Source organism: Paenibacillus sp. OV219 (genome assembly GCF_900110075.1).
GTDB lineage: Bacteria > Bacillota > Bacilli > Paenibacillales > Paenibacillaceae > Paenibacillus_Z.
This window is the reverse complement of record NZ_FOCJ01000002.1, coordinates 1-14627: the sequence shown is the minus strand read 5'-3', so window position 1 is coordinate 14627 and position 14627 is coordinate 1. Positions and strand designations below refer to the sequence as shown.

Annotated in this window: 13 protein-coding genes, 2 rRNA genes and 2 pseudogenes; 4 read left to right on the top strand and 13 right to left on the bottom strand. The window is 48.2% G+C overall.

Going from position 1 to position 14627, the window contains the following annotated elements:
* The first annotated feature begins 36 nt into the window (after positions 1 to 36).
* Complete coding sequence (locus BMY11_RS05840) at positions 37 to 804, top strand: glycosyltransferase family protein (protein ID WP_090573568.1); 768 nt, start codon at positions 37 to 39, stop codon at positions 802 to 804.
* A 19-nt stretch (positions 805 to 823) separates the two neighbouring features.
* A complete protein-coding gene (locus BMY11_RS05835) occupies positions 824 to 1594 on the top strand; it encodes a glycosyltransferase family 2 protein (protein WP_090573567.1) in 771 nt (256 codons plus the stop codon).
* A 509-nt stretch (positions 1595 to 2103) separates the two neighbouring features.
* Here BMY11_RS05835 and sigK read toward each other — a convergent pair.
* A complete protein-coding gene (sigK, locus tag BMY11_RS05825) occupies positions 2104 to 2805 on the bottom strand; it encodes an RNA polymerase sporulation sigma factor SigK (protein ID WP_090573565.1) in 702 nt (233 codons plus the stop codon).
* Positions 2806 to 2867: 62 nt separating this feature from the next.
* Positions 2868 to 3062: pseudogene (locus tag BMY11_RS05820) on the bottom strand (RNA polymerase subunit sigma-70); the annotation flags it as partial.
* A gap of 309 nt (positions 3063 to 3371) precedes the next feature.
* Here BMY11_RS05820 and BMY11_RS05815 point away from each other — a divergent pair.
* A complete protein-coding gene (locus BMY11_RS05815; protein ID WP_090573564.1) occupies positions 3372 to 4556 on the top strand; it encodes an MFS transporter in 1185 nt (394 codons plus the stop codon).
* 2 nt (positions 4557 to 4558) lie between these two features.
* Here the strand turns inward: BMY11_RS05815 and BMY11_RS05810 are convergent, their stop codons facing one another.
* From BMY11_RS05810 to BMY11_RS05795, 4 genes are all read right to left on the bottom strand, one after another.
* The gene (locus BMY11_RS05810; RefSeq protein ID WP_143069216.1) at positions 4559 to 5395 is read right to left on the bottom strand and encodes a hypothetical protein; all 837 of its coding nucleotides are present in this window, start codon (positions 5393 to 5395) and stop codon (positions 4559 to 4561) included.
* Between the two features lie 118 nt (positions 5396 to 5513).
* Positions 5514 to 6632, bottom strand: a complete 1119-nt coding sequence (locus BMY11_RS05805) for a Gfo/Idh/MocA family protein (protein ID WP_090573562.1) — start codon at positions 6630 to 6632, stop codon at positions 5514 to 5516.
* Between the two features lie 27 nt (positions 6633 to 6659).
* On the bottom strand, positions 6660 to 7823 hold the full coding sequence (locus BMY11_RS05800; protein WP_090574361.1) for a UxaA family hydrolase: 1164 nt from the start codon (positions 7821 to 7823) through the stop codon (positions 6660 to 6662).
* Complete coding sequence (locus BMY11_RS05795) at positions 7823 to 8152, bottom strand: UxaA family hydrolase (RefSeq protein WP_090573561.1); 330 nt, start codon at positions 8150 to 8152, stop codon at positions 7823 to 7825. The genes BMY11_RS05800 and BMY11_RS05795 overlap by 1 nt, the downstream gene beginning before the upstream one ends.
* 161 nt (positions 8153 to 8313) lie before the next feature.
* Between BMY11_RS05795 and BMY11_RS05790 the strand changes: the two genes are divergently transcribed.
* Positions 8314 to 9177, top strand: a complete 864-nt coding sequence (locus BMY11_RS05790) for an AraC family transcriptional regulator (RefSeq protein ID WP_090573560.1) — start codon at positions 8314 to 8316, stop codon at positions 9175 to 9177.
* Between the two features lie 71 nt (positions 9178 to 9248).
* Here BMY11_RS05790 and BMY11_RS05785 read toward each other — a convergent pair whose 3' ends face one another.
* The 7 genes and pseudogenes from BMY11_RS05785 to BMY11_RS05755 all read right to left on the bottom strand — a co-directional run.
* A complete protein-coding gene (locus tag BMY11_RS05785) occupies positions 9249 to 10235 on the bottom strand; it encodes a Gfo/Idh/MocA family protein (RefSeq protein ID WP_090573559.1) in 987 nt (328 codons plus the stop codon).
* A 17-nt stretch (positions 10236 to 10252) separates the two neighbouring features.
* Positions 10253 to 11209, bottom strand: a complete 957-nt coding sequence (locus BMY11_RS05780; protein WP_090574359.1) for a 3'-5' exoribonuclease YhaM family protein — start codon at positions 11207 to 11209, stop codon at positions 10253 to 10255.
* Positions 11210 to 11354: 145 nt separating this feature from the next.
* Positions 11355 to 12551, bottom strand: a complete 1197-nt coding sequence (locus BMY11_RS05775; protein ID WP_177182523.1) for a helix-turn-helix domain-containing protein — start codon at positions 12549 to 12551, stop codon at positions 11355 to 11357.
* 19 nt (positions 12552 to 12570) lie between these two features.
* Positions 12571 to 13824, bottom strand: a complete 1254-nt coding sequence (locus BMY11_RS05770; protein ID WP_256217328.1) for an MFS transporter — start codon at positions 13822 to 13824, stop codon at positions 12571 to 12573.
* A 31-nt stretch (positions 13825 to 13855) separates the two neighbouring features.
* Positions 13856 to 14197, bottom strand: a pseudogene (locus BMY11_RS05765) (Mpo1-like protein).
* 118 nt (positions 14198 to 14315) lie between these two features.
* A 5S ribosomal RNA gene (rrf, locus tag BMY11_RS05760) occupies positions 14316 to 14432 on the bottom strand.
* A gap of 101 nt (positions 14433 to 14533) precedes the next feature.
* Positions 14534 to 14627, bottom strand: a 23S ribosomal RNA gene (locus BMY11_RS05755); the annotation flags it as partial.

The window sequence follows — 14627 nt, the reverse complement described above, 5'->3', positions numbered from 1 at the left end:
TCTGTTTTTAGAGCTGCAAGAGAAGGGGGATCACTTGTGTCATCCGGGCTGACCGTTCTATGTCATTATTATAACGAGAGTTACATGCTGCAGTGGTGGCTCAAGCACCATTATACGTTGTTTGATCACGGAATCATGATCGACTATGGATCTACAGACCGGTCCAATGCCCTCATTCGCACGCTCGCTCCGATGTGGGAAATACGCAAGTCGCGAAACAAAGATTTCGATCTGGTTGGATGCGATCAAGAGGTGATGGAAATTGAACGTGAGATTCACGGCTGGAAAATGGTATTGAATACGACTGAATTTCTATGTGTTCAAGATAAAGCTGCATTCGTGAAGCAATTGGATCATATGGGCCTTTCCATATATAGAACGACCGGGATTACGATGCTTGACCCGCTCGGGAACTGCTATCCGGAACCGGATGCGAATGTAGCTCTTTTTAGACAAAGACATCATGGCATCATTCAATTGGAAACGTTCCATAGAGATCGCTTCATCCATAGGCATCCGGATGGTGCTTACGAAATAGGGAGGCATCGTTCCGCACATTTACTTGGACAGGACATCTATTTGAAGGATGCCTATACGCTACACTTTCAATTTAGCCCTTGGAATGAAGAGATGATCAAACGTAAGCTGTTCATACAATCTAGAATTCCACAGAAATACAGAGAAACCGGATTAGGCTGGCAGCACTACGTAGACAGACGCGGGTTGGAAGAGATGTACCGCGAACGCTCGATGAATACAAAAGATTTACGCATGGATTTATCTTGCGGCTGGATTTTTAATTGAAGTCTGGAGGAACATCGTTATGCTTAAAGTCAGCTGTATCTTAACCAGCTATAACCGTCCCGTAATGATCAGGGATGCCATTGCTAGCGTATTGAATCAGTCGTATCCGAATTGGGAGCTGCTGATCGTGGATGATCATTCTAACCGAGAAACGCAAGAAGTGCTCCACGCTTTTGCAAGCGCGGATTCCAGAATTCATATCATCCAAACGGGTGTTAGCGGTCAAGACAGGAGAAATACGACACGCTATGCGACCTGCATAAATATGGCTATCCCACACATAACTGGCGAGTTAGTTACGTACCTTACGGACGACGATATTTATTACCCTGAACGATTCGAGAAGATGATTGAAGTGTTTGAATCCAATGAACACATTCATATTGTCTATGGCAAACAATGCTTTGCCGTCTTGGCAGATGATGGTCAGATTCATAAAAGCGGAATTAGACCTCTGGTAGGCATAACAAGAGAGCCCGCCGAAAAAATAGATCATAATTCAATTATGCACAGAACATCATGCTTTGAGCTTGTACCTCGTTGGAATGACGACCCTTCAATTTGGGCTTGGGCCGATGCCGTATTTTTTCAGCAACTGGCTGCTCACTGGAACTTTCATCCCGTAGATTATGTATCCGACGAACATCGGTATCATGCCAATTCCATTCAAGCTAAACACAACCGGCAAGAAAAGGTGTATTTAGGCATCACGGAATTTTCGAAAACCAATTCAAAAAAAAGGAATCGTTTTGACGAGCTTATAGACCTGCTGTTTCGCAAAAAGGAGTAAGATTCCATGCCTCTCCAATCTTTTGGAGAGGCTTTATTCATACCGGATATTCATCAGCGCTTAGCCCATTCTCTAGTAAATGGGTATGAAACGCTAACATCTGATAGATTCGCTACATATAATATATAGATTCTAATAGAAAGGGGTTAATTTTATATGGCAGATTCAAGAGGCAGCAATGGTTCCCGCGGCTCTAACGGCTCACGTGGCTCCAATGGTTCCCGCGGCTCTAACGGTTCACGCGGTTCTAACGGCTCACGTGGCTCCAATGGTTCGCGCGGTTCTAACGGCTCACGTGGCTCCAATGGTTCCCGCGGTTCTAACGGCTCACGTGGCTCCAATGGTTCCCGCGGCTCTAACGGCTCACGTGGCTCCAATGGTTCCCGCGGCTCTAACGGCTCACGTGGCTCCAACGGTTCCCGCAGTTCTAACGGTTCGCGCGGAAACTAAATGATTGAAGTTATCTAAATACAAAGGGCCCATTATATGGGCCTCTTGTATTTCATAAATTATCGCTTCACCTTATAAAACTCATGATATAACTTCATCAATGCCCGCTTCTCGATACGCGAAACATACGACCGTGATATTCCAAGGTCTTTGGCGATTTCTCTTTGAGTCCTTTCCTCCCCGCCAGTCTCCAAGCCAAACCGGGCAACAATAACTTCCTTCTCGCGATCGTCCAGTATATCCAGGTTCTTATAAATCTTCGATTTCTCGATTTGCAGCTGCACTTTCTCAACCACATCATCATGATCCGTTCCGAGAATATCAATCAAGGATATTTCATTGCCTTCTTTATCGGTACCGATCGGATCGTGCAAGGAAACATCCTTATTCGATTTCTTCTTGGAGCGCAGGTGCATCAGAATTTCATTCTCAATACATCGAGCTGCAAAAGTGGCAAGCTTCGTCCCTTTTCCAGGTGAATACGATTCAATGGCTTTAATCAATCCGATCGTGCCGATCGAAATCAAGTCCTCTGTATCTTCTTTCGTATTATCGAACTTCTTTACCACGTGAGCGACCAACCGCAGATTGTGCTCAATGAGGATATTTCTAGAGTTTTGATTACCACTCATGTGCAACTGTATATGCTTTGCTTCATCCTCCTCCTGCAGTGGCTGAGGAAACGCATTATTTTTGACGTAAGAAACAAGAAGTGTCAGCTGTTTAATAAATAAGGCAATCGCTGCGAAGAAACCGGGCATAAGGACCATTCCCTCCTTCAATGACCATGGATGACATCGGGTTGTGTTCACAACGTCTTGACAATATGTGCGACCAAACGTAAGTTATGCTCGATGAGCAGATTGCGCGAAACTTGGTTGCCCTCTGCCATGAGCTGCAAGTGCTTGAGCTCATCTTCTTCATGCAGCGGCTGAGGGAATGCGTTATTTTTGACATAGGAAACAAGGAGCGACAGCTGCTTGATAAACAATGCGATCGCCGCAAACAATCCAGGCATCGGAAAGCCACCTCCATGCAATATTGCCACCTGCCAAGGAGCTTCCTCCTTACGCGTAATGACTAGTGAAGACTGTTCTACAGTGTATGTAGGCAGCGGCCTAGAAGTGCATGTACCCTAAAAACACCCCTTACCAGATCACTAAAGATAAAGTTCTCTAGTGTGTCAATAAGGGGTGTAAACTCCGTACGATTGGATTAGCTCACAATCTCTGACTGGTAAATATAAATTTATTATAGGAAACCGCTTCCTAGCAGTGGACACTTATAGTACGATAACAACTAACTACTGCCAAAAGGAAGCGAAGAGATGCCTGTCAATTTAACTTATTTCCTGTTCTTCTACTTCTTTCTGTACATGGGTAATGCCGTCTATGGAACGTTCATTCCGCTTTACTTTCAGCATGTCGGATTTACCCAATCGCAGATTGGGACGCTTCTTAGCCTAGGTCCGCTCGTTGCAATCATGGCACAGCCGGTCTGGGGCCTGCTCAGCGACCGAGCTCGGACGAAGAACAGCATTCTACTGATGCTCATCGCCGGTACCGGCGTGAGCGTTCTGCTTTTCCCGCTCACCAACATGTTTCTGCTGCTGCTGCTTTTCATTTGTATTTTCACTTTCTTCCAGTCATCCATTTTCACGATTAGCGATGCCGTTACACTAGAGGTGCTGGACAAGCGTGGATCAGGCAACTTTAGCCTCATTCGGATGGGCGGGACATTCGGGTTCGCGATTATGTCGATTCTGTTCGGGCTGCTCGCGCAGAAGAGGATCGACCTGCTGTTCATCGTCTACACGCTCATACTTGTCGCTTGTCTGCTGCTCGCGCTTCGTTTTCCTAAGATCGAAGGCCATCAGAAGCGAGGCAACAAGGTATCCGTCTGGATTCTCTTCCGCAACCGGAAGCTAATGCTCTACATCGGCGCAAACTTCGTGTTCCAAATTACACTCGGCTACTATTACGCCTTCTTCCCGCTCTACTTCAAAGAGCTTGGCGGCGACAGTGCTTGGCTTGGCTGGTCAATGGTCATTTCCTCGCTGAGCGAGGTTCCGTTCCTGCTGCTGTCGAGCCGCATCTTCAAGCGCGTACCGGTGTCGTTCATTCTGCTTGGCGCCGGCGCTGCTGCCGCGCTTCGCTGGTACTTGAATTCAGTTGTGCATCATGCTTACTTGCTGCTGCCGATTCAGGCGCTGCACGGTCTGATCTTTATCGTCCTCTCCGTCACGATGGCGATTGTCATCAACAAGGAAGTGCCGAATGAGCTAAAAGCAAGCGGTCAAACGCTGAACGGCCTGCTCTCCATGGGCGTTGCTCGAATTATCGGAAGCTTCTTCGGCGGTATTACGAGCGAAGCCATTGGCATGCGTCAGACATTTTTCTACAGCTCGGTTATTGCGACGATCTGCATTGTTATCTTCGCATGCGCCTTCTGGTACCAACACGCACAGGATAAAATAAAAAGGCCGCCAGGCATTCGCCAGCAGCCTCAATAATGCTATGAATTCGTGGAGTCAGCGGGAATATCCGCTGGCTTTATTTGTTCGGTCTGCTTCAGTTCAAGGACGCGACTCTTCGCATCATAGACGAAATGATAGACATTGATATATTCCTGACCGGCACCGTATCCTCCTGTAAGGATCAGCTCATCTCGCTCATCGTCCACTTTGAAATTGTGATATGGCAGCTGGCCGATGTTTGGCCAAGTCAGATCATCCTGCACATGCAATGGCACCGGGAACGCTTCACCATCCTCCACTCCGAAGAAGTATGTCTCCTGAGCGTGGCAGTCTGTATACCTTGGAACGAACGTGATAAGCTCCGTATATCCGAGCTTGAATGACTGCATCATTATTGGAGCTTCGGTTCGCTGAATGATTTCAAAATCACTTGGGAATGTGAACACTGCAGCCGATTCCTCTGCACTGCCTTTCCCCTTCGTCGCCCAGTATGCTTCGTAATCCCCCTGCCACTTTATATCCGATTCCAGTCCATAGCAGCTAGGCGCCCCTAGCGGCACAGCAGTTGCATGGGATGCCGGTTTCACAATCAACTGTCCCCCAGCAGCCTCACCAATCGCCCGCACGGAATTATCATCTTTTTCGATTTGCTGAACAGGCTGCTCATCTTGCTCACTTTCCTCTGCCTGTTCAGCTTGATCACTTTGTTGTACCCGCTCATCCGACACCGCTTGTACATTCTCTGTCGCTTTTACTTTATCTGTCGCTGTTGTATTCGTGTTCTCGGTGTTATTGCCCACGCAGCCGCAGCATAACAAGACGATCAGAATGCCAGCCAACAACAGATGCCCACGAAACCTCATCCTCGACTTCACTCCATGTCCCTCCCCATTCTCGCTGCTACTACTGACGATATGATGAAGCTCAATGTTACAGCCATAATGCCATATTTTTCAAAATAAAAAGGGAGAGCTTAACGCTCTCCCTTCCCTTTTACAGCGATGACGGTACTTTACCCGCAATTTCCGCAAGCGTGACCGGACGATTCTCCTCCATCGAGAGGTAGGCTCCGAACACCATTTGCATCGTCTTCAAGTTATCCTCAACGCTGTTCTCCGGCTCGCGATTCTCTTCAACCGCACGCATCAGCTCGCCCATCGTTCCCATGAACGCATGCGGGAACCATTTGCCATGTAGCCTTGGCGAGAACCAGTAATCCTCGTGAATCGCTTTCGTATGGAAGCTGATCGTATCTTCACGTCCGACTGGATAGTTGTACAACGATCCATTCGTCCCTTTAATAATACCTTCAGTTCCTTCGAATCGGTACGTGGCGTACCAATCATCCTCAGACCCGATATGATTATGATTGTCATGAATAATGCCGCGTGCTTCGCCCGCGAATTTCATATGAAGCATCGTCCTTGTCTCGCCAATTGTCTGCTGACCAGGGAAACGCGCCCCATCCGCATATACATACTCAGGCGTACCGAACAAGAAGCGGATCGCATCCATGTAATGAATGCTATGGTACATGAACTCCAGCGTCGGCATCTCACGCAGCCAGCCCCAGTTAGCAAAGTCCTGCTTCACATTCACTTGAATCGAAGCCTGCAGCAGCTCTCCAAGCCAGCCGCGCTTAATAATTGTATGGCTTGCGCGTATGCTTGGCGACCAGCGCATCTGTTGGTTGACCGCACCTTTCACGCCATACTTGGCGCAAGCATCACGAATGCGCACCGCCTCCGGATACGATTCCGCGAGGGGCTTCTGGCATAGAATATGCTTGCCTGCAGCAGCGGCACGCTCAGCAATCGCTGGCTGGACCTTCGCTGGAACTGCCAGATCTGCGAACTGAACTTCAGGATCGGCAAGCAGCTCATCCAGATCCCGGTACACCTTCGGAATACCAAACTTCGCGGCGAGCTGCTCTGCGCGCTCCTTGTTCAGATCGAAGATGCCCACTACGCGCAGCCCCGCCATCTCATACGCCGGCAGGTGACAAGCCTCGATAATCTCGCCCGCTCCGATGATGCCAATGCCCATCTCTTTATTGGCAGGGAGCTGCGGCTTATATTCCAGATCGAGCCAATCCTTTGTTATCGAATTCATCCCTTGCATACCTCCGCCCTAAAAAGTTTACAAGCTCGGACCGATCCGATTAATACTGAACTCTTGATGGCCCAGCACTTCCGCTTTCGTCCATTTGCCTTCTGCGACATCAGTAATCTCTTGCCAAATTCGATCGCCAGCCTGTTTAAGGCTGCCAGTGCCGTCTAGCATATCGCTTACGTCGACATCCATATTATCTTCCATCTTCTCGAACGTCATCTTGTTGCCTGTAATCTTAATAACAGGAATAACCGCAGCGCCAGTTGGCGTTCCACGACCTGTTGTGAAGCAGACGATATGTGCACCGCCCGCTGCCATACCCGATACGCACTCAATATCATTTCCCGGGGAATCCATGAAGTAGAGACCATGATCCGGAATGTTTTCCGCATACTCAATAACGCCTTTAATTGGTGCCTTACCGCACTTGCTAATGCAGCCAAGCGATTTCTCTTCAATCGTGGACAAGCCCCCTGCAATATTGCCTGGGCTTGGATTGCCACCGCGCATATCGGCGCCCATCCGCTGCACTTCGTCTTCGAAGCGGTTCACGATATGATAGAGCTGATCGGAAATCTCCTCTGTCTCGCAGCGCTCTGCAAGCAAATGCTCTGCACCGATAATTTCCGTCGTCTCACCGATAACGATAGATCCACCCTCAGCAATAAGCGAATCCGCTGCTGCGCCAAGAGCTGGGTTCGAGGATAAGCCTGATGTCGCATCAGAACCGCCGCATTTAACCCCAACCTTTAATTTATTCCATGGCACAGGTACTTTCTCCTGCTTCTCGAGGTCAGCCATCAACCGTTTCGCAAGCTCTGCCCCATGCGATATCGCCTTCACCGAACCGCCTACAGATTGAATATCGAAGAATTCAACCGGTTTGCCGGTCTTACGAATCTCTTCAGCTAACGCAGCAGGATCAACAACCTCACAGCCGAGACTAATAATGAGGACAGCACCTACGTTAGGATTTTTGCCTGTCCCAGCGAGTACGTCGAACGTACGATCCTTGTCAGCGCCGATTTGACTGCAGCCATGCTGATGCGGAATCGCCACCGTGCCAGGCACCATTTGCATAATTCGGTTGCATACTTGGTTGGAGCAAATAACAGTAGGAATAATGAGCAGATGGTTGCGAATACCGATGTCCCCATTTGCCCGTTCATAGCCCATGAATGTTCCATTCATCATTGTGCTGCTGTCTCCTTCGTTCCAAGGTCTCCACGACCGCGAATCCCTTCAATATTGTGCACATGTACATGCTCACCGACAACGATTGATTTCACTGCTCGTCCAATAATTTCTCCATATTTGCGGACATCCGCGCCTTCTTCCACAGCGACAATGGCCACCTTATGGCCGAAAGGAATAGGATCAACTAGTGTTACTCCTCGTAAACCTTCTGAGTTCCGGTACTGAACCGTATCTCCTGCCACCATATCGCGAAGCGCAGTCGCTACATGATCGCGTTCATCCATATAAAGCGCATCAGCGCCAGATTCAATGCGATGCTCCATCGTAAAGTCACCTTCCATATTGAAATAAGATAGACAAACATGCTGTAAGTCCGATATATTTTATTATAGAAACGAAGATACAGAATAGAAATAATCATTTCCGCTGAAAATATACCTTTTTTTGTCCTACCTGCAAATCTTCACAAGGAGCTGAAGCTGCCATGAATCCGCTTCGCAAACATTTTGACGTCGATACCTCGCTTCCGGTCGAGCTCGTCCTGCGCAGCACGAAGAGTACACAGTCCGAGCTGCCGGACCATCTGCATGACTGGTTCGAGATTATATACATCCATAGCGGTTCTGGTTCGATCTTCATTAACCATACATTCTATGAGCTGCAAGCTGGTGATCTCTTTCTAATCCCCGGCAATACGATACACCGGACGCTTCCGAATCCCGAACAGCCGATTACGTCATCAGCGATATTCTTCAGCAGCCAATATGTTCAAGCCACCGTCATTAGCAAGGACGCCTTCTCGTATCTTCGGTGCTTCGAGACAGCTAAGTCGAATCGGCATTATAAGCTCGAACTGCTTCACGATGAGCAGCAGCGACTCGAAGCAACGATTGATGAGCTTCAGGAAGAGCTCCGGCTTCGTCAGTCTGGCTATCGGCAAGCCGTTCTGCTGCTGTTGCAAACTATCCTTCTTCATTTGAACCGTAAAGCCAATCCCGGCGATATTTCGCAGCCCCACAGCGGACATAACAGTCCAACCTGGTTGCAGGCAGCGCTTAACCATATCGACGAGCACTTGACCGACAACCTGCAGCTCACGGCTCTTGCCCGCCACGCAGCTGTAAGTCCGTCTTACTTCTCCAGGACGTTCAAACAGATGACAGGCCTCAGTGTTATCGAATTTATTATCGCCAAGCGGATTACGATGGCCAAGGAGTTACTGCTGACAACCGATCACACCATTGCTGAGATTGCGGTTCAGTGCGGCTTTGAGAGCCTTCCTCACTTCTACCGCATGTTCAAGAAATTCGCTGGCAGTACGCCGAACCACTATAAGCGCTCCATCTAGGCACTCATCACACAAAAAAAAGCTGCGTCCGCTCAAGGTTTACACCTTCAGCAGCGCAGCGTTTTTACTTCCTATTTAAGGTCTGCAGGGAACACAAGCCCTTGCTGACGTCTCGCTTCATCCAGCACGTTCATCACAGCGAGTGAATTTGCATGCGTATTCACAGGAGATTGCCGCTCGCCCGTACGGATCAGCTGCATAAACTGCTCCGCTTCATAGCTCATCGTCGGACGATCATCCGGTCTCGAAATATCCTCGACCCGACCATCGCGGTAACGGATTTGGATATGCTTTGGAATGTTGATGCTATCAATCGTCATCGTACCCTCTTCGCCTTGAATTTCGGCAAGCAGCGAGGAATTCGAGATTTTCGAGTACATAATCGTTGCATCCATGCCAGCATATTTTGCAAGCAATCCACCCTGCCCATCGACACCTGACTCTAGCATAATGCCGCTCGCGCGGATCTCATCCGGCGCACCGAACAGCACGACCATAGGAAAGATACAATACACGCCGAGATCCATCAGTGCACCATTCGAGAATTCTGGCTTGAATGCATTCAATACTTGTCCGTTCTTATAAGCATCGTAACGCGAAGAGTATTGGCAATAGCTTGCAAAATATCTCCGAACCGTCCCAAGCTTCGGCAGATTATCCACAACCGCTTGGAAGCCAGGCAGCAGCGTGCTTTTCAACGCTTCCATGAACACGACATCGTGCTCCTTCGCCGTTTCAATCATCTGCGCCAGCTCTCGCGCATTCGATGCAGCAGGCTTCTCACATAGTACATGCTTGCCGCCGCGCATACAGATCATCGCCTGCTCAGCATGGAAGGATGTTGGCGACGCGATATATACCGCATCAAGCTCATCGCTTGCAGCCATGTCAGTCAAATTCGTAAATGTGAATGGAATGCTATGCTTGGCAGCAAACGTATCAGCTTGCTCCTGCGTTCTGGAATATACAGCAGTAAGTGTGAAACCCTCCACCGTTTTAGCTGCCTCAATAAATTGTTCTGTAATCCAATTCGTACCGATAATGCCAAATCTAATCATGTTGTCGTATCCTCCATTTAAAAATTTAACCGATAAATCGCCTTGTTCTCCAGCCCCCGGATCGGTGCCGTCCATGACACATCATCGGGAATTGTAGCAAAAGCATCCTCTATCATTTGGAGCTTCGCATCCATCGAGTCGATATGATGCAAGGCAACTGCCTCTGCCAGCTGCGGCTGCACCGGACTGCCCCATTCGCCCAAATTATGATGGGAGAGGACAAGATGCTGCAGCGCCATAATGCGCTCAGCATCCGGATCAATGCCAAGATGAATCGCCGCTTCCGTGATCCACAGCGATGCCTGCGAAATATGCCCAATTAGCTTACCAGGCGTACTATAATCCGAAACAATACCAAGCTCGGACACCATCTCGACGGGCTTCGCGATATCATGAAGAATGATGCCCGCTTTAATCAAATCCGCATTGAGAAATGGCCGCTGCTTGCACAGAAACGCGCCGATCTCCAGCATTCTTACAATATGATACACCAATCCGGCATAATATGCATGATGATGCGTCTTCGCTGCCGGAGCATGTAGCAGCCGATCACCGATTTTGTCCAAACAATATTGAACGACTTCACGTATATCCTGATCCACAATACTATCCTTGGCGGCGTAGACGGTTGCAAGCAGCACATCCGGCTCTACCGGAGCTGAACGTATAAAATCTATTAAGCTGACGCCATCCGCTTCCGTCGTCCTGCGAATACGAACAATCTTCACCTGCAGCTTGTCCCGGTACAGCTGCGCTGTGCCTTGTACTTTAACAAGCGACATCGCTGTGAAGCTCTCTTTATCCGTCTGTGCGGCATCCCAAATTTTCGCCGAAATCTGCCCGGTTGAATCGGACAGCACCAGATTCATAAAATCCTTCGGCGGCGTCGTATTCGTCTGCTTCACTTCGCTCTCCTTAATGAGATAGAAGCCAACGAACTCCTCGCCATCGCGCATATCGCGCACATTTGTCATAAGTAACTCTTTCATCCTTTAACCTCCAACCCATGCTGCATATCTCCTAACCATTCGAGATGAAGGTCACTTTTCCCTCTAAAATATGACGCAAAAAAACCATACCGCCCGATAAGCATCGGATGCAGTATGGTTTTCTTCGCTTTTAGCGTGTATTGCTCAACATATTTCGAACCATGCGGTCGAGCATATCTTTCGGGAGAAAAGGGGCGAGCTTCGTTACAAGCTCAGTATCGAAAGTAACCGACTCTGCAAGGTTGACCAACTTCTCGACATTCTCCCTCTGTAGAAAAGGAGCTATTGAAACAAGCGTATGCGTATCGATGGATCCTTCTGCCACTCTCTCGATAAGCCGGTTTAAACCCTTCTCGCCCAAGAAGGGAGCGAGCGCTTTCACGACGGACCAGCCCACAATGCCGTTGTCTACTTTCTGCATAAGGCGGTCGAGTTGACTTTGCTCAAGAAAAGGCGCCAATTTCGTGATCTGATTCAGATCCACGACATCGTTCGATGCTTTATCGACTAATTTGCCGATCATCTCTGAGCTTGCGAACGGTGCGAGTCTCTGAACGTACTCTAAGCTGACCTCGTCACTTCCCAAGCGACGATCAAGCATTTCATCGACGAGCTCCGTGCTTAGGAATGGAGCCAGCTTTAGAATCAATTTCAGTTCACGGTTCGTATTCTCGTCCTCATTATGTTCATGGGATTCGTGATCATGATGATGATCATGATGGCCGTGATGGTGGTCATGATGATGGTCGTGATGCTCATGATGATGGTCATCCTCATCTTCATCTTCATGCTCATCTTCGTCTTCATGCTCATCTTCATCTTCATCTTCATGCTCATCTTCGTATTCATGCTCATCTTCTTCTTCATGTTCATCTTCATCTTCATCTTCATCTTCATGCTCATCTTCGTATTCATGCTCATCTTCTTCTTCATGTTCATGTTCATCTTCATGCTCAACTACTTGCTCTTCCTCTGCCGCAGCAACAGGCACTTCTTCTTTTTGAAGCTCTTCTTGCTGAGGCTGGACTACGACAGTTACAGGAGGAACAACCTTCTTCTTCTCTCCGGACAGCAATTCTTCAATCGTTAGGCCGAAGAGCTTACTGATTGGCGACAGCAGACTAATATCCGGCATTGACTCGCCGCGCTCCCATTTGGATACTGCCTGATGGGTAAGACTTAACTGTTCAGCAAACTCAGCCTGCGTCATCCCATGTTCTTTTCTAAGCTTAGCAATGAAAGCCCCGATCTTGTACATATCCATTGTATCTAACGCCTCCGCTTCCGCAATTTGTACAGCGCGCACTGTCTGGATGTAGAATAGCACAGCGACAAGCCTCGGCCTATCAAGCATCAGTTGAACATGTCATTTCAACTGACGGTTGAATCGCTTTTCTACTGCCTTTGGCATACATCACCATCATTGGCACGCTCATAAGAAACGAAATAACAATAAAGATCAGCGGAAACTTCGCATTAATCGTATATGCCCAGCCGCCGATCAACCCAGCAGGGAAAGTGAAGATCAGAATCAACACACCGAGTATTGAGAAAATCTTCGCTCGATTGTCATCGTCAATCGCATTTTGAATGGATGATTCCAAGTATGGGCTCGCGAGAAGTCCTCCAATTGACATTACGACCGTACTGACGATTGTAGCCGTAATGTTGCCTGGACCTGCACCAAGTAGAATGATGAACGAAGCTGCCGAAATCAGGAAGCCCCAGATCATATAACGATTGGCTAGCTTTTCTTTGAGCCGCGGTGTTGCTGTGAGCAAGAATATAATCATTGCTGCAGATGAAATTGCCGGGAATATCGATATAAGCGCATCATTAATATGCAGCGCATCCACCCAATAGACCGACAAGTACGTATTACGAAGTGTCATCTGGAAGTTGAACAGAATGTAGACGCCAAAAATAATCATTAATGGCCTATTCGTTACAATGAGCTTTAACACGGCCTTGTACTCAACCAGCGTATCCGAAAAGCTGATCTTCGAGCTCTCCTGCATTTTTTTGATCCCAATTTCCGTCTCATGTGTGTTGAAATGCCGCAAAATCATCATAAGCGTCATCCCAATGAAAGCGATGAAATACATGATTCGCATTCCAGGAACAAGTGAATAATGGCGCACAAGCAAACCGCCAAGCGGTGCAAACAGTCCGCCCACGACGTTAATAAACATCAAAATCGTAAAGATGATGGAACGGTTCTCAGGCTTCGTATCCTCTACAAGAAGACAGTACCATGCTGTCGTCGGTACACGCTGAAAGCTGTTCACGATCGCTGCGGCCAGGAAGAACCAGAAGTTCTGCGATACTGCCCATATTAATGTTGCGACGCTCCAGCTGAGAACGTCGTATACGATCAGCGCTTTTCTTCGACCCATCTTGTCCGTTAAATGGCCACTAATAAGCGCAGTGAAGATCTGAATCGCCATACCGATGGAAGTGATAAGTCCGATCTGCGTTTCATTAACGCCAAGCTCAAGCATATAGATTGAGGCGTACGTCATGTACATATTGAACGGTAATAAAAAAAGTGGTTCATACAACAAACAGTTTCTTGCATTACCTTGAATCCTATTCCACACAAGCTGCATCTCCTTGGTATACGTGTTGTTATTATTTCAAATCATATTTACGCAGCTCACGGCCGAGTTTGCCTGTCAGCATATAGCCATACATGCGAAAATCAGCCCGCAATGACCAGACCGGGTGACCGAATGTTGCCGGTTTGTTTCCTTCAATGAAGAAATGGCTGATCCATGCAAGTCCGTATGCAATGACCGGCGCAAGCAGGAACGTCCACTATTCGATCAGAAAGCTTGCAGCAATGCAGAGCAGCACAGAGGTTGTCCCGACAAAATGCCATCCCCGCGTCGTTGCTTTGCTGTGCTGGGATAGATAGAATGGCCAAAATTCCTCATAGTCTGAAAAAGAAAGCTTCGATGCTTGGTTCGTCATTTCTTTGTCAGTCCTCCGAGAGTAAGTAAAATCCATAATAGTATATATTCGAAAGCGCTATCACAAAATCCTCTAATAACAAAAAAACCGACCATATCGAATATGGTCGGTTATCTGTGCTTGGCGACGTCCTACTCTTCCAGGACCCTGCGGTCCAAGTACCATCGGCGCTGGAGGGCTTAACGGTCGTGTTCGGGATGGGAACGCGTGGTTCCCCTCCGCCATCGCCACCAAACGTGGTCCGCGTTAGCGAGACTCTATATACAAAGCTTACGCCTTGAAAACTGGATACGAACCTTTGCGAAGGTTTCTTGCTTTAGCTGATTTTCACTTATTTAGGATAAGCCCTCGACCGATTAGTATTCGTCAGCTGCACACGTTGCCGCGCTTCCACCTCGAACCTATCAACCTGATCGTCTTTCAGGGGTCT

Bases quoted from the DNA above. Each gene is read 5' to 3' on its own strand.
- BMY11_RS05835 (WP_090573567.1), top strand. From the start codon at position 824: ATGCTTAAAGTCAGCTGTATCTTAACCAGCTATAACCGTCCCGTAATG.
- sigK (WP_090573565.1), bottom strand. From the start codon at position 2,805: ATGCCCGGTTTCTTCGCAGCGATTGCCTTATTTATTAAACAGCTGACA.
- BMY11_RS05815 (WP_090573564.1), top strand. From the start codon at position 3,372: ATGCCTGTCAATTTAACTTATTTCCTGTTCTTCTACTTCTTTCTGTAC.
- BMY11_RS05805 (WP_090573562.1), bottom strand. From the start codon at position 6,632: ATGAATTCGATAACAAAGGATTGGCTCGATCTGGAATATAAGCCGCAG.
- BMY11_RS05800 (WP_090574361.1), bottom strand. From the start codon at position 7,823: ATGAATGGAACATTCATGGGCTATGAACGGGCAAATGGGGACATCGGT.
- BMY11_RS05795 (WP_090573561.1), bottom strand. From the start codon at position 8,152: ATGGAGCATCGCATTGAATCTGGCGCTGATGCGCTTTATATGGATGAA.
- BMY11_RS05790 (WP_090573560.1), top strand. From the start codon at position 8,314: ATGAATCCGCTTCGCAAACATTTTGACGTCGATACCTCGCTTCCGGTC.
- BMY11_RS05785 (WP_090573559.1), bottom strand. From the start codon at position 10,235: ATGATTAGATTTGGCATTATCGGTACGAATTGGATTACAGAACAATTT.
- BMY11_RS05780 (WP_090574359.1), bottom strand. From the start codon at position 11,209: ATGACAAATGTGCGCGATATGCGCGATGGCGAGGAGTTCGTTGGCTTC.